Genomic DNA, 20947 nt, shown 5'->3' on the forward strand with positions numbered 1-20947 from the left:
TCATTCAGAGCAGCGTCGTCTTCGATGTGATGTGCGCCCTAATGCAAAGGATGGATACGTGAGCGAAACAGTCTTGCCCATAGAACAATTTGAACCGGTGATTGAAGCGTCTGCGCCAACCCCGAACACTCCCTCGAAAAACCGTGGCGGCGGTCTGGTGATCCTGGCGTTGCTGCTGGGTGTGGCTGGCATCGCCGTGGGTGGCTGGGGGGTGTGGCAGGTGCGCAGCCTCCAAGCAGGTCATCAGCAGCAGTTGACCCAATTACAGGACATAGGCACACAGACGCAAACGCTGAAACAGAGCGAGCAGCAATTGGCCACACGTCTGGCGCAATTACCACCTCCGACAGAGCTGGAAGAGCGTCGGCGTCTGGTTGCGCAGCTTCAGGGCGATCAGCAGCGATTGAGTGAGCGTCTGGAGACCGTGCTGGGTGCAAGCCGCCAGGATTGGCGATTGGCCGAGGCCGAGCATTTATTGCGTTTGGCCAGCCTGCGCTTGTCGGCGTTGCAGGATATCAACAGCGCGTTGGCCTTGGTTCAGGGTGCCGATCAGATTCTGCAAGAGCAGGACGACCCAGGTTCGTTTGCCGCCCGCGAGCAATTGGCTAAAAGTCTCGCCGCATTGCGCAGCGTTGAGCAACCGGATCGTACCGGACTGTTCTTGCAGCTGGGGGCCTTGCGGGATCAAGTTGCTCAGCTCAACACCTTGGCGCCGGAGTATCAGGACAAAGGTGAGTCATTGCTCGGCTTGACCGCTGCCGGTGACGCCACCGACAGCCATTGGGCCCAATGGTGGGATCAGATCTCCCATTACATCCGTATCGATTTCAATGCCGACAAAAACATCCGTCCGCTGTTGGCCGGGCAGAGCCTCACACAGGTTCGGCTGGCCTTGAGTCTGACGCTGGAACAGGCGCAATGGGCCGCGCTGAATGGCGAACCCAAGGTTTATGCCCAAGCCATCGGCGAGGCGCGCGATGTCCTGCAAAACAACTTCAACAAGGACAACCCACAAAGCAAAGTGCTCGATGAGCGTCTGCAAGCCCTGACAACGCAACCGGTGTCAGTGGTCACCCCTGATTTGGCGCAAAGCCTGAGTTCGGTGCAGGCCTACCTTGAGCGACGGCACCTCGCTGCAGACAAACCTGCCGCGCAAGCCAAGCAGGAGACCAGCCCATGAAACGTGTGTACCTGATCCTGTTTGCGGTGATCGTCGTCGCGGCGCTGATCGGAGTCGCCATTTCCGAGCACTCGGGCTACGTATTGATTGCCTATCAAAACTTCCGCTACGAATCGAGCCTGTGGGCGACGTTGGGTTTACTGCTGGTTATTTGGCTGGCGGTGTTTGCCGTTCGGGTTCTATTAAGCCTGGTAACAACCTCCAGTGGCGTGGTCAATCCATGGTCACGGCGCAACCGTAGTCGTCGAGTGCAGCAGGCTATTGAGCAAGGTCAATTGGACCTTGCTGAAGGCCGCTGGGCCAACGCGCACCGTCATTTGCAACGAGCGGCTGAAGCTGAGCGTCAACCGCTGCTGTACTACCTTGGCGCAGCGCGTGCGGCGAATGAACTCGGTCGCTACGAAGACTGTGACAGCCTGCTTGAGCGTGCACTGGAACGACAGCCACACGCCGAACTGGCCATTGCGTTAAGTCACGCGCAGTTGCAATTGGACCGTGGAGACAACGTCGGCGCTCGGGCGACGCTGGAAGCCATGCATGAGCGTCACCCTCATAACCCGCAGGTCTTGCGCCAACTGCAGCGGCTGTATCAGCAGCAAAGCGACTGGGCAGCGCTGATTCGGCTGATGCCTGAGTTGCGCAAAGACAAGGTGCTGCCGGCGGCAGACCTGGTTGAGCTGGAACGCCGGGCCTGGGGCGAAAACCTGACGCTCGCCGCGCATCGTGAGCAGGAAGGCGAAGCAGGACTCCAGTCGCTCAACAACGCCTGGAAGCAGCTTTCTTCCGCCCAACGGCAAGAGCCGCCCTTGGTGCTGGCTTATGCCGAGCAACTTCGCCAACTGGGCGCCGACGGCGAAGCAGAGGAAGTGTTGCGAGGGGCCGTCAAACGCGATTACAACAGCCACTTGGCGCGCTTCTACGGATTATTGCGCGGTAATGACCCTGCTCGGCAGTTACAAACTGCCGAAGGCTGGCTCAAGCAGCACCCTGCCGATCCGAGCCTGTTGTTGACACTCGGGCGTCTATGCCTGCAAAGCAGTTTGTGGGGTAAAGCACGGGATTATTTGGAAGACAGCTTACGCTTGCAGCGTAACCCTGAGGCGTGCGCTGAGTTGGCGAGACTCTTGGCGCAATTGGGCGAAACCGACCGCAGTAATGAATTGTTCCAGGAAGGTCTTGGGCTGCTTGATGAGCGTTTGCTGGCAAGGCCACTTCCCGTGTTGGCGAGGGCGTAACAGGTTCGCGGGTCTCATGAATGCGGCCCGCCACGTCCCGTGATGGCTAAGCTTATTACCCGATTTGTAGGACTGTTCCTATCGGTGAGTAGCCGAAAAGAACGGTTTCCTTTTTTCGCAATAAAGTCCTACCCGTCGCGTCATTAGGGCCCTACGGCATTGCAGACGTATCGGCCCGTTGCTGCCTTGAAACGTTCAGATGCTTTCTCTACCGTAGGTGCCCTCGCATTCTGTAACGGATCTGCCATGCAACTGGCCCGCTCGCGTCCCCTGTTTTTCCTGGCTTTCATCGCCTGTGCGTTTGTTATCTGTATGGCGCTGTATCTGGAGTATGAAGAGGGGCTAACACCCTGTGCTTTATGCATCCTGCAACGCATCTTTGTGGTCGCTTTCGGCATCATGTCGTTGGTTGCTTACTTGCATGCGCCTGGTCAGCTCGTTTGGCGGATTTACTCTTCGATGCTGCTGCTGTTTGCTCTGGCGGGCGCCGTGACGGCGGGACGTCAGGTGTGGTTGCAAACGCTGCCCCCTCAAGACTTATTGTCATGCGTGCCTGGTTTCGAATATTTGTTTGAAACGATGGCTGTCAACGAAGCCATATCGCGCCTTTTCATGGGCGGCATCAATTGCGATGAGGTCAGCTGGACGCTGCTTGAGATGAGTGTTCCCGAATGGAGTTTGCTGGCATTTGCCGGCTTGATTATGTTCGCGACCTATCAGTTGTTCCAGCGTGAGCCTGCCCGTCTGGACCCTGAATAATCGGATCTTCACGCCCGCCCGGATTAAACACTTGTATGAACTTTCTCTCCTGCGTACCTTGATGGGGTTGGTGTGCGGGCATAATCTGGTCCGCACGCGTTATCGGAAATATGCCGTTTTTGTAGCTTCATCAGGCCCGTCTCTTACCCAGAGGCGTACTAGAAGTCTGGGGAGCGGTGCAGAGCCGCATGACCCTGAAGGGAAGAGAGAACATCATGCTGGAAAGTTGCAAAAATGCTCAGGAGCGCTGGGGTGGGGTTCATAAGCTGATTGATCGCTGGCTTGAAGACCGCCAAAAGCTTGTACGTGACTACGACGCGCTCGGCGATACGCCGGTAGCTCTGGCCGCAGACCGCGAAGCCCTTCAAGACTTCTGCAGAGTGTTGGTCGATTACGTTTCGGCTGGGCATTTTGAAGTCTATGAACAATTGACCAGTGAAGCGAAAGCCTTCAATGATGAGCGCGGCCTGGACTTGGCCAAGCAAATCTACCCGCGAATCGACGTCATCACCGAGTTCGCGCTGGCCTTCAACGACCGCTGTGACAAAGGTGACTGCTCTGATGCTGATCTCGTTGCCGCAGAGTTCAAGAAGCTGGGCAACATGCTCCATGAACGCTTCGAACTCGAAGATTGCTTGATCGAAGTGCTGCACAATTCCCACAAAACGCCTGACGCTGCCCAGGCCTGATACCTGCAATTTCCGGGCGCGCTTCCTGCGCCCCGGATGTTGAAGGTCCGCCCGACGGATGTGTTATCGGGCAACGTCCAGCAATTCAATCTCGAATACCAGCGGTGTGTACGGGTCGATAAGATCACCCGCACCTTCGGCGCCATACGCTTGGGCGGACGGAATCACCAGTCGCCATTTCGCCCCCACCTGCATCCCCTGTAGAGCACTGGTCCAGCCAGCGATCACGCTGTCCAGGCGAAACCATTGTGGCTGAGTGTTTTGATCGAAGATGGTCCCATCAGGCAGTCGGCCCACGTAACGTACTTGCACACGATCCGATGCGGTGGGTTTCACCCCGGTGCCTGCCTTAAGCTCAGTCATCAACACGCCGTCTGCGAGTACCTGAACACCCGGTTTGGCTTTTTCGAGCGCCAGGAAACGCTGTTCAGTGCTCATAGCTGCTTCGCTTTGTGGCTCCGGCGCAGGCGCCTCTTCGGACTGCGTTACTGCGGCGTCGTGATCCCGGAGAATCTGTTCGATGCGTTCGTCTTTGAGCGCCAGCGGTTTGCCCTGATAGGCTTGCTGCAGGCCATCGATCAACGCCTGAATCTGCAGGTCAGGCACTTCCTGGCGAAGTCGCTGGCCGAGGCTCGCTCCGAGGCTATACGCGAGATCATGATCGCTCGCGGGAGCGGCAGTTTCGGCAGCTTGAGCGAGCGGTAGCAGAAGAAACAGAGACATTAATAGGTAGCGCGACATGGTCCACTCCAGCCTGGGGAGCGGCGATTATGCCAGCGCAGACGCCGTGACGCTGCCTCGCGTGAAAGGGAATTTCACGGAACTGTCATGGGTACTGCTCTCAATCAGTTCGGCGCTGTGCAAACGATGGCATGTTGTTGCTGTCAACATCACCTAGCGGCGTGTCATGCAGAGGTCTAGTATGAGCCCCAATCAAGCCAGCCAGGAGGTTAGTCATGTCGGCGAAAAAGAAGTCAGTAGAAGCCAAATTAGTACATACGCCGTTGCATTTGCTTCAACAGCTTTCGAACAGTCTGCTCGAACATTTGGAAAACGCCTGCTCCCAAGCAATGACCGAAGCTGAAAAAATGCTCGCGAAATTGGAAAAGCAGCGCGGCAAAGCCCAGGAAAAACTGCACAACGCCCGTATCAAGTTGCAAGATGCCGCCACTGCCGGAAAAGCCAAGGCACAAGCTAAAGCCAAGCAGGGCGTGTCCGAACTCGAAGAGCTGCTCGACGCGCTCAAGTCCCGTCAGACCGAAACCCGCACCTACATTCTGCAACTCAAGCGTGATGCTCAAGAAAGCCTGAAACTGGCCCAGGGCATCGGTCGTGTAAAAGACGCAGCGGGCAAGACATTGAGCCTGCGCGCAGCTAAGCCAGTGGCGGTTAAAGCCCCTGCTCCGGTTGTTGCCGCCAAGCCTGCTAAAGCGGCTGCCGCCAAAGTACCTGCTGCCAAGCCGGTGGCGAAAGCCGCTGTCGCCAAGCCTGCTGCGAAAGCCGCTTCGAAAGCGCCAGTTGCAGCAAGCGGTGCTAAGTCTGCGGTGACCAAAGCGCCGGCTAAAGCAGCTGTCGCCAAACCCGCTGCAAAACCTGCGGTTAAGCCGGCAGCAAAAGCGCCTGCTAAAGCACCGGTTAAAGTGGCTGCCGCCAAAGCCCCGGCCAAGTCCGCCGCAAAACCAGCCGCTAAACCTGCGCCAGTGAAAGCCGCCGCGAAATCGGCCGCCAAGCCAGCGGTTAAGCCGGCAACCCCGCCAGCCTCCACCGCCTCGACTGCAGCCGCTCCTGCGGCGTCAACTCCAGCGGTAACGGCAACGCCTGCTACCCCAACCAGCGCTTCTTAACGCTGGTCCACCGCGACGCGCAGCACCCGCAGCGCGTCGCGGTTTTCTCTGGCTGCGTCGGCGGCAAGCCCCTCCAGCCAAGCGACTAGATCCTCAGCAACACCCACTGGCCAACCCTGAGTCAGTATTTCCAGTCGCGCCAACAACGTGCGCTCGGCGTCCAGTTCCAGACCCTTTACCTGCTGCCGCAGGGCTCCCCATTCAGCATCATCGGCCGCCGCCATTCGCCATTGCGTGCGCAATGCCCTGAGCGGTTGCACCACCGCGTCGTGCCAAGGCGTGGCCAATTGTCTGATTTCGCTCAAACGCTCAACCGAGCAAATCACTCCGCGTTGCCCTAACCATGCGCCACATATCAGCGTGCAAACATTGGCCCCGCTGGCTTGCAGGCGCAAACAGGCCTGTTCAACGCCCGGTTGGGTATAGAGATTGAAGGTGAAACTCCACAGATCAGAAGGCATAGTCATCTACTTGTTTCGGACGAAGCTGGTAGACTCCGCCGCCATTATGATTCGACTTCAAAACCTAACTTTACAGCGTGGCCCGCAACGTCTGCTAGAAGACGCCGAGTTAACGCTGCACGCCGGCCATAAAGCCGGTTTGATCGGTGCCAATGGCGCCGGAAAATCCAGCCTGTTCGCTTTGATGCGGGGTGAATTGACCCCCGACTCTGGTGATTGCCTGCTGCCCGCCGATTGGCGCATCGCACACATGCGCCAGGAGATCGAGACCCTCGAACGCCTGGCGGTGGATTATGTGCTCGACGGGGACTTGCGTCTGCGTCAGGCACAAAGCGATTTGGCCGCCGCCGAGTTGGCTCAGGACGGCTCCGCTCAAGCACGGTTTCACGCCGAGCTGGACGCTGCCGATGGCTACACGGCTGACGCCCGCGCCCGCAAGTTGCTCGCCGGCCTGGGCTTCACCAACGAACAGATGGATCGACAGGTCGGAGACTTTTCCGGCGGCTGGCGGATGCGTCTGAACCTGGCCCAGGCACTGATGTGCCCATCGGACCTGTTGCTGCTCGATGAGCCCACCAACCACTTGGACCTCGATGCCATTCTTTGGCTTGAGGACTGGCTCAAGAGCTACACCGGCACCTTGCTGTTGATCTCCCACGACCGGGATTTCCTCGACGCAGTGGTTGATCACATCGCCCACGTCGAACAGAAAAAAATCATTCTCTATCGTGGCGGCTATAGCGCTTTCGAGCGCGCCCGAGCTGAACGTCTGGCCCAGCAGCAGCAGGCGTACGACAAGCAGCAAGTGGCACGCGCTCACATGGAGAAATTCATTGCGCGCTTCAGGGCCCAGGCGACCAAAGCTCGTCAGGCTCAAAGCCGGATGAAAGCCCTTGAACGCATGGAGGAGCTGTCGGCGGCCCACGTCGACTCGCCGTTTGACTTCACCTTCCGTGAGTCCGACAAAATCTCCAGTCCGCTGCTGGATATGTCCGATGCCCGTTTGGGTTATGGCGAAAGAGCCGTACTGGAAAAGGTCAAATTACAGCTGACACCGGGCGCCCGGATCGGTTTGCTGGGCCCCAACGGTGCGGGTAAATCGACCCTGATCAAAAACCTCGCCGGTGAGCTTGAGCCGTTAAGTGGTCGATTGGTTCGTGGCGAAAACCTGATCGTGGGCTATTTTGCCCAGCATCAGTTGGACTCCCTCGATTCCAAAGCTAGCCCATTGCTGCACTTGCAACGTATCGCGCCCACCGAGCGTGAACAGACCTTGCGTGACTTCCTCGGGGGTTTCGACTTCCGGGGGCCGCGCCTGGACGAGCCGGTATTGAATTTTTCCGGTGGCGAAAAAGCACGATTGGCCTTGGCGTTGATCGCCTGGGGCAAGCCGAACCTGCTGCTGCTCGACGAACCAACCAATCACTTGGACCTGGAAATGCGCCTGGCACTGACCATGGCCCTTCAAGAGTTCAGTGGCGCGGTGTTGGTGGTTTCTCACGACCGACACCTGCTCAAGAGCACCACCGACGACTTCTTGCTGGTGGCTGATGGTCTGGTGCAGACCTTCGACGGCGACCTTGAAGATTACGCTCGCTGGCTGGTGGACTATCGTCTGCGCAATGCACCGGTTAACAACACGCCGGTCAACCCTGATAAGACCGACAAAAAAGCCCAACGCCAACAAGCGGCGGCCTTGCGTCAACAGCTGGCGCCGCACAAGCGCGAGGCCGACAAGCTCGAACGCGACCTCGGTACGCTGCATGAAAAGTTGTCCACGGTCGAAGCGGGACTGGCCGATAGCACAAACTACGACGCGGCGAACAAAGATAAGCTGCGCGACTTGTTGGCGGATCAGGCAAAGCTGAAAATTCGCGAAGCAGAATTGGAAGAAACCTGGATGGAAGCGCTGGAACTGCTGGAAAGCATGCAAGCGGAGCTGGAAGCGCTATCCTCTTAGCCGCGTTCAAAATTCCCGAGGTGAGTGATGTTGCTTGAAACGTGGCTGGCGTTCTTCGCCGCTTGTTGGGTCATCAGCTTGTCTCCAGGTGCGGGCGCCATTGCGTCAATGTCTTGTGGTTTGCGTTACGGCTTTTGGCGCGGTTACTGGAACGCCCTCGGTCTGCAAGTCGCCTTGGTGCTGCAAATCGCGATTGTCGCCGCAGGGCTGGGCGCTGTTCTTGCCACGTCGGCGTTGGCGTTCAGTTTGATCAAATGGTTTGGCGTCTTTTACCTGGTGTACCTCGCCGTCAAACAATGGCGTGCGCTGGCGATGGACTTGGCTGCCGATGATGCAGTTCGCCCAATCGGTCGACCACTCAGTTTGGTGATGCGCGGATTTCTGGTGAACATCAGCAACCCGAAAGCGCTGGTATTCATGCTGGCTATCCTGCCGCAGTTCATCGACCCACTTCGGCCTTTGCTCGCGCAATACCTGATCATCGCCGTGACCATGGTCGCGGTGGATTTGACCGTCATGGCGGGGTATACCGGCTTGGCTTCGCGGGTATTAAGGTTGTTGCGCACGCCTAAACAACAACGCCGGATGAACCGCACCTTCGCCGGATTGTTCGTGGGCGCTGCGGCATTTTTGGCAACGATCCATCGCGCAACGGTTTGACCCGCTGACATGTGCGGGCGTCTGTAGCCGCCCGCGTGTTGGCGAAGGCCCTTCGGACCTATCGCAGCCGTCGGCAGCGCCTACGAATGTGCGAACAGCGACATCCGTGGGACCGAATTTATTCGGGAAGGCACCGGTTCAAACAGCGCAGCCTCCCGCTGAATATCGCAATCCCTGTAGGAGGGTCCGCCACGTCTTCGACGCTGCGCTGTCGCGCAGCAAACTGGTTGGCACTTTGTGTGGTTTGAGGTTGCAGCGTGTCAGGACAGAAGCCTTTCCGAATAAATTCGGTCCCACGGTTTTTGGCGCTGCACAGATTTCTGTAGGAGCTGCCGAAGGCTGCGATAGGTCCGAAGGACCTTCGCCAACAAGTTGGCTCTAGAGATAGTCGCCCGCTTATAGACCGCCTGTGAATTGAATATCAAATTGCGCAAAGAGGCCCCGTGAAACCATGCGGCCGAACGCAGGTGTTGCGCAGGGGAGTGACGAGGTAAGGATGCCGAGTAAGCCGTGCGCGGCCAGGGACGGCCGCTCACGGCGCCCAGAAATCAGCGCAATATCGTCGGCGCTTCATCCCGGGGCAAGTTGTTGCGTGGCGACGGCGTTTCGCTGCTGCCATTGAAGCCCATCAGTTGTTCTTTCAATTGCCGAGCAACGTCTAGGCCGATGGATTTCGATACGTCCCGGACCACATGCCCGCGATTAAGCGTGACGTGCTGGTCATAACCATTGACCAGTTTGGTGTCTTGACCTTCGCCCATGGCGGTGAAGGCCGAGGTGATCTCGAAGGTACGGGTGTTGATCAGGCTGAAGCTGCCCACCAATGTCAGCCCCAAGACCGCCGTATGGCTGTCGGTATTGGCCAGCGCGGAGATGTCCTGGCGGAAATCGATGTCGGACACCGTGCCAAATAGCACGAAATCTGCGCCTTTGAAGTTGCCGTTTTTGATCCGTTTGATCACGTCATAAACGTCTTCTTGGGACTTGGCGGTGTAGGGCGTGCCCTGAACCAGTTGGAACATCCCTGACTTCAAAATCTCGCCCTTGATGTCGCCGCTGAATTTCCGTAGCTCGCCCTGTTCGATGTAGCTGGTGCTGCTTTCGTACTCGTTGTAACTCGCCGAACCGCTGGCTTGATAGGCGTTGGCCTGGACATTGGTTTGCGCGGAAACGGTATGAATGTACTGCTCCACTCGCTGCTCGAACGCCAAATCAGTGACAGCGATTTTTGGGGCTGCCTGCACGCCAACGGCGCAGATCAAGCCGAGAATGCCAATCCATGCACGCATTGTTTAACGCTCCGTGGTTTTGCGGATTTCTTTTTCGTCCATCCATTCGGCCAAACCGCTGTCAACGTCGACCAATTGCAGGCTGAACTTATAAAACACGTCTTTGACGTCGCTGCTGCGTTTGACGATCGAGCTGATCGAGCCTTCCAAGCGGTATTTGGCGGCGACCATGTTCCCAGTCTTGTTGACCGTCGATGGCTTATACAAACCGCTCTGGTTTTGCAGCTTGAGCTGATCGACCTGGCTTTGCATGTCGGTGTTGTCGCTGGCGAAGCGGGCGGTACCGGTTTTCATCAGCTGGGTCTTGATCGATGTCGTGATCTCGCGGGTATCGATGTACTCGCTGGTTTTGTTCTTCACGTCGTACACCTGCACCACTGGGCGACCTTGCAGAACGCCGGACTGTGCCAAGGAACGGGTCATGCTTTCAGCGATGGTTTGCAGGTCGGTGGAGCCGAACTCGTTGGTCACCAACTCGACAGCCTTGGTGTCGCCGTAGCTGATGTTTTTCCCGCCGAGAACCGGAGAGTTAGAGGCGCAGCCGCCGATCAGCAACGCAGCAAGGGCAACCAGTGAAAAGCGTGCAAGAAGCATCGTAGGACTCTCTGGGGTGGATCGAGCTAATAGGGGTTCTTTGTTCAAGGCGTTTTCACTTCGATCCGGAAATCAGTGGCCCTGGGCACGGGGGCGATGCTGGTCAGGAAGCTGGTTTGCGAACCGTACAAGGTCAGGCTTTTCCAGGTTTCTTCATCGGCCACAGGGAAACCGTCGTTGCCCAGCCAGGCGAAGCGGTAATACAGCGTTGTGTTGCTGGAGCTGGTGTTGCTCAGCGCTGCTTTAACGGTAAGAAAACCGTTCTCGCGGGCGACGCGCATAGCGCCGACGTCGATGTCTTTCAGTTTGCCCATGGCCATTACTTTACTGGCGGCACTCCCCGGCGCTGGCGCAGGTGGCGGCGTGGCGCAACCGATCAGCAAAGCAGCAGCCATCAGGCCAAAAATCTTGATGCGCATACAGGCGCTCCTTTTAAGGTTGTTTGATGCTGGCCAGCGCTTGCGGCGTGTCTGTTGGGACGACGTGCGAGGCCAAGCCGCTGGTGTAAACCTGAGTGCCGATCACCCGGAGGGCGATGACCTGGTAGCGCTGATCGATTTTTATCTGTACTTGTCGGCCACCCTGAGCTGCCGGCAGGCTGATTTGGTGATCGCCCTGTTTCAGGCGCAAGCGCACCACTTGAGTGGTATCAGGCAAGGTGCGCCAGGTGCGGGTGTCCGCGCCTTCGGTTACGGCGGAGGCGATACCCAGTACCAGTCCCGCCATCGGGCTGGCTTTGTTCAATTGGGCTTGAGCAACGCTACGGCTAATGGCACGCACGGAAGTGCGCAGGATGATCCCAGGCATGTCGTCACGCAGCGCACGACGCGACATCGCGGCGGTGCTGTTGAGCAGCGTCAGATTGAGTGGTTGGCCATCGAGCCCAATTTGGCTGAACGCGGCGGTCGAAAGGTCCGGCTTGATGATCGGAAATGACAGAGCCGTGATCACCAGACCGTTGTTGATCGGCAAGGGTAGTGGGATACGGACCGAGTCGCGGGCTGGGGCGAATCCACTTTGCACTACGATCAGAACGTCGCTGTCGGTGCTGGCGGCGCTGTCGAGATTAAGCAGGGCTTGGTCGAGCAGCGCAGTATGAGGCCGCAGTTCGGCGGCTTGACGATAACCGGGTGCGGCGAGGCCTCGTTCTCCCAGTGCTTCGTAGACGTAGCCCGCCAGGTAATGACTGAATGCGCTCTGATAGCTGTTCTTCAGGCCGACAACGTCCGGCGCATTCAAGCTTTCTACCGGGTAGCCCTTAAGGTCTTTGAACTCGGTTTTGACGCCGCGCGCTTGGGCGTCTTGTTCACTCTTGGCGTATTCCTTGTCGCGCAACTCGGCGATCACGGCCTCACGTTCGTGGGTCTTCTTGATCTCAGTGCGGGCTGCATCGAAGTCGTTTTGGGCTAGCAGATTGAGCGCCATCTGAGTGGTCAACATGACTTTTTCGTAGTCGTAGCCTTCGTAACGGCGGACTTTGTCGTTGACCAAGTAGCTACCGAACTGGCTCAGGTACTTATCGGTATCGAGTTTGACCGACTCTTCCCAGGCGAACACCACACGGTCGGCTGCGTGCCAAGCCGTTTGACTGCCCGCTAGATCGCCCTTAGAACGCAGCAACTCGCCTTTTTCGAAGTAATACAACAAGTCTTTATCTTCGCCGGTGTTGTTCTTTTCCAGCGTCAAGAGCGCGCCATCAACGTTGCCGGTGGCCAGTTGTTGGTTGGTTTCTTTGAGTTCGGTGTCGTAGCTACGGAAGGCGGCGCAGCCAGCCAGTTGCATCATGGCGATTAACGCCAACGCAGTCTTTGCACGAAATGCCATGAGTTCTGTTCATCCCTGAAGGACAACCGGCATAGAAGTGCCGATTGGAAAAGACATTTTGGTGCGGGGCCGGAGTATAGGCTTCGGTGCTGGCAAAACAATGGCTTAATAACAGTATTGGTAATGCTTTTGGGTGCGGCACATACTCGCACTCTCCATTTGGAAGTACCGTATGCGCGTTTGGATAGATGCCGATGCCTGCCCTAGGCCAGCGAAAGATCAGGTCATCAAGTTCGCCTTGAAGCGTCAGTTTGAGGTGCTACTGGTGGCGGGGCAAAGCCAGATCAAGCCGAGTTACAGCTGCGTTAAATTGATCGTGGTCCCTAGCGGGCCGGACGCGGCAGACGATTATCTGGTCGAACACTCCGTGCCTGGAGATCTGGTGATCTGTAGCGACGTGCCGTTAGCGGATCGCCTGATCAAAAAGGGTGTCGCCGCGCTGGACCCTCGGGGTCGCGAGTTCGACCCGCAGAACATGGGCGACCGTCTGGCGGTACGAAATTTGTTCACCGACCTGCGTGATCAAGGCCAGATGAGCGGCGGCCCGGCACCCCATGGCGACCGCGAAAAACAGGCGTTTGCCAATGCGCTGGACAGGATACTTACTCGGTTGTCGAGACCTCTGTAAGAGCCAACTTGTCGGCGAAAGCGTGATGCGGTGAAACTGAAAAACACCGCTTCGCTAACAGATTGGCTCTTATAAAGTTGCGGTTTCTTCGCGGTCCTGCATCAGTTCAATCACCCGGTCGACCAATTTGTTAATGCCTGACGCCGCCTCACTGATTGACTGGGCGATCATGTAGGCCGGGGTGCTGACCAGTTTGCGTGCATGGTCTTCAACGATTTCGCCGACGGTGCATTCCTTGTGGTTGCCGCCCATTTTGCCGATAGCTTTGGCGGTTGCTGGATCGTTACCAACGGTGCAGGTAACGCCAGGGCCATAGATTTTCGCCGCTAGGGCAGGGGACACGCAGATCAACCCCACCGGCTTACGCGATTCGGCAAACGCTTCGGCCAGCATCAATAAGTCGGGATCAAGACTGCAATTAGCGCCTTCGACGGCGAAGTTGGACAGGTTCTTGGCGGCGCCGAAGCCACCCGGAATAATGAGTGCGTCAAACTCATCGGCGTCTGCTTCACGGATATCCTTGATCGCGCCACGGGCGATGCGGGCGGACTCGACGAGCACGTTACGCGACTCAGGCATTTCCTCCCCGGTCAGGTGATTGATTACGTGGTGCTGCGCGATGTTGGGGGCGAAACATTGCACCTCTACGCCGCGTTGGTCCAGCCGCAGGAGGGTAAGGACGCTCTCGTGGATCTCGGCTCCGTCCTGGACGCCGCAGCCCGAAAGAATAACCGCCACTTTTTTTTGCATGGGTTTGCTCCTGTTGAGGGCACCGATGGAGTCATCCATACGCCGACCGGTTGCTGAGTTGTCCGACAAGAATGTCGTTAAATGTCCACTAATTTGTCATTCGCTGCCATAGGGTTTTTGCCAAACCCGACCTAATCTTTGGTGATCGGTCCCATAAGTGCTACCCCATGAATTTCATTTTGTACGCCGTTCCATTCTTCTTTGTGTTGATCGCCGTGGAGCTGCTGACTGAACGTTGGCGCAAGGTGAATACCTATCGCCTGTCGGATTCCATCAACAGCCTGAGCACTGGCGTGTTGTCCACCACCACCGGATTGCTGACCAAAGGCGTCGGCTTGATGACGTACGCCTTTGCGCTCGATCACCTGGCGCTGTTGCGGCTTTCGCCAGACAGCGTTTGGGTGTGGGTCTTCGCGTTTGTGCTGTATGACCTCTGTTATTACTGGTTGCACCGAATGGGCCACGAGCGAAACGTGCTGTGGGCAGCGCATTGCGTTCATCACCAAAGCGAGGACTACAACCTCTCCACCGCATTGCGCCAGACCAGTACCGGTTTTCTGCTGAGCTGGATTTTCTACCTGCCGCTGGCACTGGTGGGCGTTCCCCTGCTGGTCTTTATCAGCGTAGCAGCGCTCAATTTGCTGTATCAATTCTGGGTCCACACTCGCCATATTCCGAAGTTGGGCTGGTTGGAATGGGTGGAATGGGTGTTCGTCACCCCCTCCAATCACCGCGCCCATCATGCACAGAACGCTATTTACATCGATCGCAATTACGGCGGAGTGTTCATTGTGTGGGACCGACTGTTTGGCTCGTTTCAGGAGGAATTGGACAGCAATCCGCCGATTTTCGGGGTAACTACGCCGCTGGCGAGCTGGAATCCGTTATGGGCCAATCTGCAGTTTTATGCGCAATTGGCTGCCGACGCACGGCGGACTGAACAAGGCTGGGACAAGCTGCGGATCTGGTTCATGCGCACCGGCTGGCGACCGGCGGATGTCGCTGCGAAATACCCGACAACCCAATCTGACTTGAGCCAATTCCGTAAATTCGAGATACCACTGAGCCCGTCGCAGCAGGTGTACATCGCTCTGCAATTCGTCGTTCATGCCGCGCTGGGCAGCTATTTGCTGAACATGGGCGACAGTTTGTCGGTACCTGCCTTGGTGTTGGGCTGGGTGTGGGTCGCGTTTGGTTTGTTTGTGTTGGGTGTTGCGCTGGAGAACCGGCCCTGGGCGATCAAGCTGGAATCTGCGCGGCTGGCACTGAACATCCCGCTGATGGGGTTAGCGCCGATGGTCGGGATGTGGTCGGTGAGTTCGTTGGGCTGGGTGGCGTTGCTGACTTATGTGTTGCTGAGCGCAATGGGGCTTTATTGCGCTCGTGGGCATTTCATTCGTCTGGCAGGTTCTTGACCTCGACCATTGCCGCGTCGCGCTTGGACGATTCCAATTCTCGGGCGATACGAGCGGCCTTGATCCGGCGTCGCAACCACAAGGCACCGCCGAGGATCAACAGAGCGCCTAACACCCACAGTTCGTACTTCTTTACGTTGCCCAGCAAACCTTCGAGCAATGCGCCAAAGTGATAAGCGGCGGCGCCCAATGCGGCGGCCCAGACGGCGGCACCCAGCCCATTGAGCAATAAATAACGTCCTGGCGGATAACCGGACAGACCGATAGCCACCGGCATCACGGTGCGCAGTCCATACACAAAGCGAAAACTCAGCACCCAGATGTCGGGGTGTTTGCGGATGTGCTCCAGTGCCTTGTCGCCCAATAGCTGCCAGCGAGGCTTGCGTGCCAGCAACTTGCGGCCGTGCTTGCGCCCCAGGAAATACCAAAGCTGATCGCCCGCGTAGCTGCCAAAGAAGGCAACCACCACCACCAGATTGATGTCCATGTATCCGCGGAACGCAAGGAAGCCGGCGAGGACAAGAATCGTCTCACCTTCAAAAAAGGTTCCTAGAAAGAGGGCAAAGTAGCCAAATTCCTGCAGTAGATGTTGGAGCATTATATGGATGCTAGCGAAATGAACGCGCAGCCTAACTCGCCGAAGCCATTCAGGAAAGTGTGGATATGTGTCTCAGCGTTAAGATTTCCTACAATAGTCATCGGCTGCGTCCCACGGTCGCAGGGTTGGCCATAGTTGTCACGCAGCGGTCATAATGGCCGCTTATAACTGTCACGCTTGCCCGCCAACGCGGGCTCAGGAGTCTTGCCGTGAGCTTTACCCCCGCCAGCCGCTTGTTTCCTTCCACTCGCCTGCGTCGTAATCGCCGCGACGATTTTTCTCGTCGCCTTGTCCGTGAAAACGTACTGACTGTCGACGATCTGATTCTTCCAGTGTTTGTACTCGACGGCGAAAACCGTCGCGAGACGATTGCGTCGATGCCGGGCGTCGAGCGTCTGAGCATTGATTTGCTGCTGATAGAAGCTCAAGCATGGGTGGCGCTGGGTATTCCCGCGCTGGCCTTGTTCCCGGTGACGCCGCCTGAGAAAAAGACCCTGGACGGTGCCGAGGCTTGGAATCCTGAAGGCATTGCTCAGCGCGCTACTCGTGCCCTGCGTGACCGCTTCCCCGAATTGGGCGTCATTACTGACGTTGCTCTGGACCCGTTTACCACGCATGGCCAAGACGGCATCCTGGATGAGCACGGCTACGTGCAGAACGACATCACTGTCGACGCCTTGGTCAAGCAAGCCTTGTCCCACGCCGCCGCCGGTGCGCAAGTGGTCGCGCCTTCGGACATGATGGACGGTCGGATTCAGGCCATCCGTGAAGCGTTGGAGTTGGCTGATCACGTTAACGTGCGGATCATGGCTTATTCAGCCAAGTACGCCAGCGCCTACTACGGTCCGTTTCGTGATGCGGTAGGTTCGGCACTGAATCTGGGCAAGGCCAATAAGGCGTCCTATCAAATGGACCCGGCCAACGGCAATGAAGCGCTGCACGAAGTGGCTGCTGACTTGTCTGAGGGGGCGGACATGGTCATGGTCAAGCCGGGCATGCCTTACCTGGATATTCTTTTCCGGGTGAAGGAGGAATTCAAAGTGCCGACCTTTGTTTATCAGGTCAGCGGTGAATACGCGATGCACATGGCGGCCATAAATAATGGCTGGCTGAGTGAGGGGGTGATACTGGAATCCCTCACCGCCTTTAAACGTGCAGGCGCTGACGGCATTCTTACGTATTTCGCCGTTCGTGCTGCTCAACTGCTAAAAGGGCAGTAGCCCAAACAGGAACACCCATGAATACCGAAGGACTCACCGAAGCAGCTGTTCAGATCGCCGTTCAGGAGACTCAGCCTGTGGTTGAGCCGAGCATTGAAGTGGTGCCGGTCCCCGATGCGGTACTACCCGTGCCAGTTGCGCATCCTGTCGTCCAGAATCTGGACGACAGCAGCCTGTATATCCACCGCGAACTGTCGCAATTGCAGTTCAACATTCGCGTGTTGGAACAGGCACTGGACGAGTCTTACCCATTGCTGGAACGGCTGAAATTTCTGCTGATTTTCTCCAGCAACCTCGATGAGTTCTTCGAAATTCGTGTCGCAGGCTTGAAGAAGCAAATCACCTTCGCCCGCGAACAAGCAGGCGCTGATGGTTTGCAACCGCACCAGGCCTTGGCGCGGATCAGCGAATTGGTACACGGTCACGTGGACCGCCAATACGCGATTCTTAACGATATTTTGTTGCCGGAACTGGAAAAACATCAGGTTCGCTTCATTCGTCGTCGTTACTGGACCGCCAAGCTTAAAGCCTGGGTCCGTCGCTATTTCCGTGACGAGATTGCACCGATCATCACCCCGATCGGCCTTGATCCGACACACCCGTTCCCGTTGCTGGTGAACAAAAGCCTGAACTTTATCGTTGAACTGGAGGGGGTTGATGCCTTTGGTCGCGACTCCGGTCTGGCGATTATTCCGGCGCCGCGCTTGCTCCCGCGCATTATCAAAGTGCCAGAGGATATCGGCGGCGCAGGGGATAACTATGTGTTCCTGTCGTCAATGATCCATGCGCATGCCGATGATTTGTTCCAGGGCATGAAGGTTAAGGGCTGCTATCAGTTCCGTCTGACTCGAAACGCTGACTTGGCCGTTGATACCGAAGATGTAGAAGATTTGGCCCGCGCGCTGCGTGGCGAGTTGTTCTCGCGTCGTTACGGTGATGCCGTCAGGTTGGAAGTGGCGGACACCTGCCCGAAACACTTGTCTGACTATTTGCTCAAACAGTTCAACCTGAGCGAAACCGAACTGTATCAAGTCAATGGACCGGTCAACCTCACGCGGTTGTTCAGCATTACCGGCCTGGACAGCCACCCCGAGCTGCAATACACGCCGTTCACCCCAGCCATTCCGAAGTTGCTGCAAAACAGCGAGAACATTTTCAACGTCATCAGCAAGCAGGATATTTTACTGCTGCATCCGTTTGAGTCCTTCACGCCTGTGGTGGATTTACTGCGCCAGGCAGCTAAAGACCCGCATGTGCTCGCGGTTAGACAAACCCTGTACCGCAGCGGCGCCAACTCCGAAATCGTCGATGCCTTGGTAGATGCTGCCCGTAACGGTAAAGAAGTCACGGTGGTGATCGAACTGCGTGCCCGGTTCGATGAAGAGTCCAACCTGCAACTGGCCAGCCGTCTCCAAGCGGCAGGTGCAGTGGTAATCTACGGCGTGGTCGGGTTCAAGACCCACGCCAAGATGATGCTGATTCTGCGCCGTGAGGCCGGTGAAATTGTGCGCTATGCGCATTTAGGGACCGGCAACTACCATGCGGGTAACGCTCGTTTGTATACCGATTACAGCCTGCTGACTTCCGACGACGCCCTGTGCGAAGACGTTGGCAAACTGTTCAGTCAGTTGATCGGCATGGGTAAAACATTGCGCATGAAGAAGCTGCTGCATGCGCCGTTTACCCTCAAGAAAGGCATGCTCGACATGATTGCCCGAGAAACGCAGTTCGCCCTCGATGGCAAGTCGGCGCACATCATTGCCAAATTCAACTCGCTGACCGACCCGAAGGTTATCCGTGCGTTGTACAAGGCGAGCCAATCGGGCGTGCGTATCGACTTAGTGGTTCGCGGCATGTGCTGTTTGCGGCCAGGCATCGCGGGTGTCTCGCACAACATTCAAGTGCGCTCGATCATCGGTCGCTTCCTGGAGCACACGCGGGTTTTCTACTTCCTCAATGGCGGTGAAGAGCAGATGTTCTTGTCGAGCGCCGACTGGATGGAGCGCAACCTCGACAAACGCGTCGAGACGTGCTTCCCGGTTGAGGGCAAAAAGTTGATTCTGCGGGTCAAGAAGGAGTTGGAGAGTTACCTGACGGATAACACCCACGCGTGGATTCTGCATTCAGACGGTCGCTACACACGTAGCACGCCGACCGGTAACCAGAACCCGCGCAGTGCTCAGGCGACGCTGTTGGAGCGCCTGAGCAACCCGGTACTCAGCGTACGCTGAAGACGATACCGACTCGGGCCAGCCACTCCGCTTCCAGCGCGAAGTCGGCCTGAGTCAGTTGGTTGTTTTCGAGCCAGCCGTCCGGGAACAGTACGTCTAGGCTCTGGTCGTTGGCGTGCAGCACCACCTGTGGCATCGTTTGGGTGCCACGGATGTGGTGGAACAGAATCGCAAAGCGCAACAACACGCACAGGCGAATCAGCTTGATGCCTTCCTCGCCAAAATCGGCAAACTTGTCCTTGGGAATATTCCGGCGGTGGCCTCGCACCAGCAGCGCCAGCATTTGCTGGTCTTCGCGGGAAAAACCGGCCAAATCCGAGTGCTCGATCAAGTAAGCACCGTGCTTGTGGTAATGATAGTGAGCGATGTCCAGGCCCACTTCATGGACCTTGGCGGCCCAGCGCAATAACTCGCGATACAGTTCATCTTCCAGCCCCCACGCCACGGCCACTTGTTCAAGTGAGTGCAACGCTTTAGCTTCAACGCGGGCCGCTTGTTCAAGATCGACGTGATAGCGCTCCATCAGCGAGCTGAGCGTACGCTCACGGACGTCCTCATGATGATGGCGGCCCATGAGGTCATAAAGTACGCCTTCACGCAGCGCGCCCTCACAGTGATCCATGCGGGTGAGTTCCAGTGCGTCGAAAATGGCCTCGAGAATCGCCAAACCTGCCGGGAAAATAGCCCGACGGTCGGGCTTGATGCCTTCGAAGTCGATTTTATCGACGTCACCCAGTTTAAACATTCGGCGTTTGAGCCAGGCCAAGCCTTCGGCATTTACTTCACCAGTGCCGTGGCCCCCGGCTTTAAGGGCCAGGCCGATCGCGCGGATGGTGCCAGACGAGCCAATGGCTTCATCCCAACTCAGGCGATGCAGTGCGTGTTCGATGCTCATGATCTCCAGACGCGCTGCGGTGTAAGCCTGTGCGTAGCGTGCTGGCGTGATTTTGCCGTCTTTGAAATACCGTTGGGTGAAGCTGACGCAGCCCATTTGCAGGCTTTCGCGCAGCAGCGGTTCGAAGCGCTGGCCGATGATGAATTCAGTGCTGCCGCCGCCGATATCAGCCACCAGCCTTTTGCCGGGCGCATCAGCCAGCGTGTGCGAGACGCCGAGGTAAATCAGGCGGGCCTCTTCACGCCCTGAGATCACCTCCACCGGGTGGCCGAGAATCTCTTCGGCCCGGCGAATGAACTCCACCCGATTACGTGCTTCACGCAGGGCGTTGGTGCCGACGATGCGGACGGCGCCGGGCTCCATGCCACTGATCAGCTGGGCAAACTGCTTGAGGCAGTCAAGGCCGCGCTGCATGGATTCTTCGGTGAGCTGACGTTCTTCAGTGATCCCTGCGGCCAACTGAACCTTCTCGCCGAGCCGCTCTAGAATGCGGATCTCGCCCAGGTTGGCTTTGGCCACGACCATGTGAAAGCTGTTGGAGCCCAAGTCGATGGCGGCGATCAAAGAATGATTTTTTCTAGGGGACAGCGGCATGATTAAAGAGTCTCGGTCGAAAACCCCGTCATCGTGCCACGATCCTTCCCCGCCGCCAACGCGAAGCGTCGTGTGGTGCCGTGTAGAAGCCAACTTGTTGGCGATAAATCAGGCAGCGCGG

At 57.3% G+C, this 20947-nt stretch carries 20 protein-coding genes; 11 read left to right on the forward strand and 9 right to left on the reverse strand.

The window, feature by feature from the left end:
* Positions 1–58 precede the first annotated feature (58 nt).
* From RHM65_RS07220 to rsd, 4 genes are all read left to right on the forward strand, one after another.
* On the forward strand, positions 59–1180 hold the full coding sequence (locus RHM65_RS07220) for a uroporphyrinogen-III C-methyltransferase (RefSeq protein ID WP_322184579.1): 1122 nt from the start codon (positions 59–61) through the stop codon (positions 1178–1180).
* Complete coding sequence (locus RHM65_RS07225) at positions 1177–2415, forward strand: heme biosynthesis protein HemY (protein ID WP_322166614.1); 1239 nt, start codon at positions 1177–1179, stop codon at positions 2413–2415. Before RHM65_RS07220 ends, RHM65_RS07225 begins: the two co-directional genes overlap by 4 nt.
* Positions 2416–2661: 246 nt before the next feature.
* Positions 2662–3174, forward strand: coding sequence for a disulfide bond formation protein B (locus tag RHM65_RS07230; protein WP_322166613.1), 513 nt, complete (start codon positions 2662–2664; stop codon positions 3172–3174).
* Between the two features lie 215 nt (positions 3175–3389).
* Positions 3390–3863: a sigma D regulator gene (gene rsd / locus RHM65_RS07235; RefSeq protein WP_322171268.1), complete on the forward strand. Its 474-nt coding sequence runs from the start codon at positions 3390–3392 to the stop codon at positions 3861–3863.
* Positions 3864–3926: 63 nt separating this feature from the next.
* Here rsd and RHM65_RS07240 read toward each other — a convergent pair whose 3' ends face one another.
* Positions 3927–4604 carry an FKBP-type peptidyl-prolyl cis-trans isomerase gene (locus RHM65_RS07240; RefSeq protein ID WP_322166612.1) on the reverse strand — a complete coding sequence of 226 codons (678 nt, stop codon included), beginning with the start codon at positions 4602–4604 and terminating at the stop codon, positions 3927–3929.
* Between the two features lie 215 nt (positions 4605–4819).
* Between RHM65_RS07240 and RHM65_RS07245 the strand changes: the two genes are divergently transcribed.
* Complete coding sequence (locus tag RHM65_RS07245) at positions 4820–5707, forward strand: AlgP family protein (protein ID WP_322166611.1); 888 nt, start codon at positions 4820–4822, stop codon at positions 5705–5707.
* Here RHM65_RS07245 and RHM65_RS07250 read toward each other — a convergent pair.
* A complete protein-coding gene (locus tag RHM65_RS07250; RefSeq protein WP_322171265.1) occupies positions 5704–6168 on the reverse strand; it encodes a TIGR02444 family protein in 465 nt (154 codons plus the stop codon). The genes RHM65_RS07245 and RHM65_RS07250 overlap by 4 nt on opposite strands.
* Positions 6169–6214: 46 nt before the next feature.
* Here RHM65_RS07250 and RHM65_RS07255 point away from each other — a divergent pair, with 46 nt between their 5' ends.
* Together RHM65_RS07255 and RHM65_RS07260 are read left to right on the forward strand one after the other, a co-directional pair.
* Positions 6215–8128 carry an ATP-binding cassette domain-containing protein gene (locus RHM65_RS07255; RefSeq protein ID WP_322166610.1) on the forward strand — a complete coding sequence of 638 codons (1914 nt, stop codon included), beginning with the start codon at positions 6215–6217 and terminating at the stop codon, positions 8126–8128.
* Positions 8129–8155: 27 nt separating this feature from the next.
* Positions 8156–8788 (forward strand): LysE family transporter, encoded by a 633-nt coding sequence (locus tag RHM65_RS07260; RefSeq protein WP_322166609.1) that lies wholly within the window; start codon positions 8156–8158, stop codon positions 8786–8788.
* Positions 8789–9336: 548 nt separating this feature from the next.
* On the opposite strand, the gene RHM65_RS07265 is transcribed toward RHM65_RS07260, so the two are convergent.
* From RHM65_RS07265 to RHM65_RS07280, 4 genes are read right to left on the reverse strand one after another with little or no spacing between them, the layout of a single operon-like run.
* The gene (locus RHM65_RS07265; protein ID WP_322166608.1) at positions 9337–10077 is read right to left on the reverse strand and encodes a penicillin-binding protein activator LpoB; all 741 of its coding nucleotides are present in this window, start codon (positions 10075–10077) and stop codon (positions 9337–9339) included.
* A gap of 3 nt (positions 10078–10080) precedes the next feature.
* The gene (gene lpoB, locus RHM65_RS07270) at positions 10081–10671 is read right to left on the reverse strand and encodes a penicillin-binding protein activator LpoB (RefSeq protein ID WP_322166607.1); all 591 of its coding nucleotides are present in this window, start codon (positions 10669–10671) and stop codon (positions 10081–10083) included.
* Positions 10672–10715: 44 nt separating this feature from the next.
* Positions 10716–11090: a YcfL family protein gene (locus RHM65_RS07275; RefSeq protein ID WP_322166606.1), complete on the reverse strand. Its 375-nt coding sequence runs from the start codon at positions 11088–11090 to the stop codon at positions 10716–10718.
* A gap of 13 nt (positions 11091–11103) precedes the next feature.
* Complete coding sequence (locus tag RHM65_RS07280; protein ID WP_322184580.1) at positions 11104–12495, reverse strand: hypothetical protein; 1392 nt, start codon at positions 12493–12495, stop codon at positions 11104–11106.
* Positions 12496–12667: 172 nt separating this feature from the next.
* Between RHM65_RS07280 and RHM65_RS07285 the strand changes: the two genes are divergently transcribed.
* Positions 12668–13123 carry a YaiI/YqxD family protein gene (locus RHM65_RS07285; RefSeq protein ID WP_322166604.1) on the forward strand — a complete coding sequence of 152 codons (456 nt, stop codon included), beginning with the start codon at positions 12668–12670 and terminating at the stop codon, positions 13121–13123.
* Positions 13124–13192: 69 nt separating this feature from the next.
* On the opposite strand, the gene elbB is transcribed toward RHM65_RS07285, so the two are convergent.
* Positions 13193–13873, reverse strand: a complete 681-nt coding sequence (elbB, locus tag RHM65_RS07290; RefSeq protein WP_322166603.1) for an isoprenoid biosynthesis glyoxalase ElbB — start codon at positions 13871–13873, stop codon at positions 13193–13195.
* Between the two features lie 167 nt (positions 13874–14040).
* On the opposite strand from elbB, the gene RHM65_RS07295 reads away from it, so the two are divergent.
* Positions 14041–15288, forward strand: a complete 1248-nt coding sequence (locus RHM65_RS07295; protein ID WP_322184581.1) for a sterol desaturase family protein — start codon at positions 14041–14043, stop codon at positions 15286–15288.
* Here RHM65_RS07295 and RHM65_RS07300 read toward each other — a convergent pair.
* On the reverse strand, positions 15266–15889 hold the full coding sequence (locus RHM65_RS07300) for a DedA family protein (RefSeq protein ID WP_322171263.1): 624 nt from the start codon (positions 15887–15889) through the stop codon (positions 15266–15268). The genes RHM65_RS07295 and RHM65_RS07300 overlap by 23 nt on opposite strands.
* Positions 15890–16095: 206 nt before the next feature.
* On the opposite strand from RHM65_RS07300, the gene hemB reads away from it, so the two are divergent.
* On the forward strand, positions 16096–17106 hold the full coding sequence (gene hemB, locus RHM65_RS07305) for a porphobilinogen synthase (RefSeq protein WP_322166601.1): 1011 nt from the start codon (positions 16096–16098) through the stop codon (positions 17104–17106).
* Between the two features lie 17 nt (positions 17107–17123).
* Positions 17124–19337 (forward strand): polyphosphate kinase 1, encoded by a 2214-nt coding sequence (ppk1, locus tag RHM65_RS07310; protein ID WP_322166600.1) that lies wholly within the window; start codon positions 17124–17126, stop codon positions 19335–19337.
* On the opposite strand, the gene ppx is transcribed toward ppk1, so the two are convergent.
* Positions 19324–20826 (reverse strand): exopolyphosphatase, encoded by a 1503-nt coding sequence (gene ppx, locus RHM65_RS07315; protein WP_322166599.1) that lies wholly within the window; start codon positions 20824–20826, stop codon positions 19324–19326. The two genes, ppk1 and ppx, sit on opposite strands and share 14 nt — an antisense overlap.
* Positions 20827–20947: the final 121 nt, after the last annotated feature.

This window comes from Pseudomonas sp. CCI4.2, assembly GCF_034350045.1.
Taxonomy (GTDB): domain Bacteria; phylum Pseudomonadota; class Gammaproteobacteria; order Pseudomonadales; family Pseudomonadaceae; genus Aquipseudomonas.

Bases quoted from the DNA above. Each gene is read 5' to 3' on its own strand.
- RHM65_RS07225 (WP_322166614.1), top strand. From the start codon at position 1,177: ATGAAACGTGTGTACCTGATCCTGTTTGCGGTGATCGTCGTCGCGGCG.
- RHM65_RS07230 (WP_322166613.1), top strand. From the start codon at position 2,662: ATGCAACTGGCCCGCTCGCGTCCCCTGTTTTTCCTGGCTTTCATCGCC.
- rsd (WP_322171268.1), top strand. From the start codon at position 3,390: ATGCTGGAAAGTTGCAAAAATGCTCAGGAGCGCTGGGGTGGGGTTCAT.
- RHM65_RS07240 (WP_322166612.1), bottom strand. From the start codon at position 4,604: ATGTCGCGCTACCTATTAATGTCTCTGTTTCTTCTGCTACCGCTCGCT.
- RHM65_RS07245 (WP_322166611.1), top strand. From the start codon at position 4,820: ATGTCGGCGAAAAAGAAGTCAGTAGAAGCCAAATTAGTACATACGCCG.
- RHM65_RS07250 (WP_322171265.1), bottom strand. From the start codon at position 6,168: ATGCCTTCTGATCTGTGGAGTTTCACCTTCAATCTCTATACCCAACCG.
- RHM65_RS07255 (WP_322166610.1), top strand. From the start codon at position 6,215: ATGATTCGACTTCAAAACCTAACTTTACAGCGTGGCCCGCAACGTCTG.
- RHM65_RS07260 (WP_322166609.1), top strand. From the start codon at position 8,156: ATGTTGCTTGAAACGTGGCTGGCGTTCTTCGCCGCTTGTTGGGTCATC.
- RHM65_RS07265 (WP_322166608.1), bottom strand. From the start codon at position 10,077: ATGCGTGCATGGATTGGCATTCTCGGCTTGATCTGCGCCGTTGGCGTG.
- lpoB (WP_322166607.1), bottom strand. From the start codon at position 10,671: ATGCTTCTTGCACGCTTTTCACTGGTTGCCCTTGCTGCGTTGCTGATC.
- RHM65_RS07275 (WP_322166606.1), bottom strand. From the start codon at position 11,090: ATGCGCATCAAGATTTTTGGCCTGATGGCTGCTGCTTTGCTGATCGGT.
- RHM65_RS07280 (WP_322184580.1), bottom strand. From the start codon at position 12,495: ATGGCATTTCGTGCAAAGACTGCGTTGGCGTTAATCGCCATGATGCAA.
- RHM65_RS07285 (WP_322166604.1), top strand. From the start codon at position 12,668: ATGCGCGTTTGGATAGATGCCGATGCCTGCCCTAGGCCAGCGAAAGAT.
- elbB (WP_322166603.1), bottom strand. From the start codon at position 13,873: ATGCAAAAAAAAGTGGCGGTTATTCTTTCGGGCTGCGGCGTCCAGGAC.
- RHM65_RS07295 (WP_322184581.1), top strand. From the start codon at position 14,041: ATGAATTTCATTTTGTACGCCGTTCCATTCTTCTTTGTGTTGATCGCC.
- ppk1 (WP_322166600.1), top strand. From the start codon at position 17,124: ATGAATACCGAAGGACTCACCGAAGCAGCTGTTCAGATCGCCGTTCAG.
- ppx (WP_322166599.1), bottom strand. From the start codon at position 20,826: ATGCCGCTGTCCCCTAGAAAAAATCATTCTTTGATCGCCGCCATCGAC.